Origin of the sequence: Streptomyces sp. NPDC057486 (assembly GCF_042802415.1) — a bacterium.
GTDB classification, from domain to species: domain Bacteria; phylum Actinomycetota; class Actinomycetes; order Streptomycetales; family Streptomycetaceae; genus Streptomyces; species Streptomyces yanii.
In genome coordinates this window covers 1-1,584 of the sequence record NZ_JBHVEE010000320.1, presented here as the reverse complement: position 1 = coordinate 1,584, position 1,584 = coordinate 1, and the positions used below count along the sequence as shown (strand labels likewise).

Genomic DNA, 1,584 nt, shown 5'->3' with positions numbered 1-1,584 from the left:
CGCCTACGTCAACGCGTTCTGGTCCGACTCCTGCTTCTGCATGACCTACGGCGACGGTGCGGGCAACGCCAAGCCGCTCACCTCCATCGACGTCGGCGCCCACGAGATGACCCACGGCGTCACCTCCAACACCGCCGGCCTGATCTACAGCGGCGAGTCCGGCGGCCTCAACGAGGCAACCTCCGACATCTTCGCCGCGGCCGTGGAGTTCTGGGCCGACAACGCCTCCGACGAGGGCGACTACCTCGTCGGCGAGAAGATCGACATCCGCGGCAACGGCACCCCGCTGCGCTACATGGACAAGCCCTCCAAGGACGGAAAGTCCGCCGACGCCTGGTACTCCGGTCTCGGCTCCATCGACGTCCACTACTCCTCCGGCCCGGCCAACCACTGGTTCTACCTGGCCTCCGAGGGCAGCGGCGTCAAGACCGTCAACGGCGTGGACTACGACTCCCCGACTTCCGACGGCCTGCCGGTCACCGCAATCGGCCGGGACGCCGCCGCCAAGATCTGGTACAAGGCCCTCACCACCTACATGACCTCCTCCACCAACTACGCCGCCGCCCGCACCGCCACCCTCCAGGCCGCCGCCGACCTGTACGGGCTGGGCAGCGACACCTACATGAACACCGCCAACGCCTGGGCCGCCATCAACGTCGGACCCCGCGTCATCGATGGCATCCTGCTGACCACACCCGGCGCCCAGACCAGCGCGGTCGACACCGCTGCCAGCCTCCAGATCAAGGCCACCGGCTTCAACCCCGGCGCCCTCACCTACTTCGCCAGCGGCCTCCCCGCCGGCCTGACCATCAACCACACCACCGGCGTCATCTCCGGCACCCCCACCACGCCGGGCACCAGCAACGTCACCGTCACCGTCCGAGGCTCCATGCACGGCCTCAACACGGCGACCTTCACCTGGCACGTCGCCAGGGCTATCGTCGAGAACACCACCGACGTGCCGATCCCGGACATGGGCGCCGCGGGCCCCGCGGCCTTCTCGGACATCGACGTCACCACGATCTCGGGCCAGGCGCCGAGCGACCTCAAGGTGGGCGTGGACATCAAGCACACCTGGCGCGGTGACCTCGTCATCGACCTGGTCGCCCCCGACGGGACGCTGTACCCGCTGAAGAAGAGCAACTTGTCCGACTCGGCCGACAACGTGCTCGAAACCTACACGGTGGACGCCTCCAGCCAGGTCGCCAACGGCACCTGGCGGCTCCAGGTCCGCGACGTTTACCGCGGCGACTCGGGCTACATCGACAGCTGGAGGCTCATCTTCTAAGAGCGTCCAGCAGTAGGCGCGCACCGGCGGTCAGAAGGTACCCCCGGATGAAGAGCAGGCACGAACCGCGGTGATCACGGAGTTCTCCACACTCAGCGATCACCGGACGGTTCGTGCCTGTTCTGCCATCACGCCTGCTCGAACCCCTGCGGTACCGATTCTCCGCCGTGCTCACACTCGCTCTGGCGATTGTCGCGGCGGCGATACAACCTGTGGTGGGGCGGGGGGGGGGGGCCCCGCGGCCACGGGCCCCCCCCCCCCACACCCGCTGGGGGCACACCAACCGCGGGCACCGC

1 protein-coding gene is annotated in these 1,584 nt (G+C 68.4%); it reads left to right on the top strand.

What is annotated here, in order from left to right:
• The coding region (locus tag ACFU6I_RS48625; RefSeq protein WP_384381016.1) for a M4 family metallopeptidase at positions 1–1,288 on the top strand (1,288 nt) is incomplete at its 5' end.
• Positions 1,289–1,584: the final 296 nt, after the last annotated feature.